The organism is Campylobacter sp. GB48, assembly GCF_049221845.1.
Lineage (GTDB): Bacteria > Campylobacterota > Campylobacteria > Campylobacterales > Campylobacteraceae > Campylobacter_D > Campylobacter_D lari_C.
Window position 1 is genome coordinate 1 of record NZ_JBMJAR010000104.1, and the last position, 526, is coordinate 526.

General features: G+C 23.6%; 1 protein-coding gene. It reads left to right on the plus strand.

What is annotated here, in order from left to right; translation table 11 throughout:
- The coding region (locus ACOTVC_RS09045; protein ID WP_421628408.1) for a hypothetical protein at positions 1–526 on the plus strand (526 nt) is incomplete at both ends.

Sequence of the window (526 nt, forward strand, 5' to 3'; positions counted from 1 at the left end):
CCAAATGATTTTTTTCAAAAACTAATCAATCCTTTCTCCCTCTTCACTCCACGCCCCTACCCTAGCTATTCAAAACAATACAAACTTGCTCTAGCAAAGAAAAAAGAACTTATAACTAAAACAAGTATAGCTTCTACAACTTACAATTTTATAGATGAAGAATATTTAAAAAACATACAAGATTTAAAAGAACAAGAAAAAATCATTGAACAAGAAGAACAAAAATATCAATTTGATTTAAAACTTTATAAAGAAGATAATAGAATAAAAAATGAAATTTTTAATTCTTTATTTAAATCTTTAAATGAAAAGCTAAGCTTTCAATTAAAACAAGAAAGAAATACTTTTTTAAATTCCAATCAAAGCTTAAGTATTATTGCTAATAAACAATACCTACTAAAGACTTTAAACTTACAAGATATCAACAACATTAACATCGATTCAAAACCCTATTTATTAAAAGCTTTATATTTTTGTGAAGATTATGTTTTATATGATAAAGATAAGCAAGCTTTATTTGATGAAA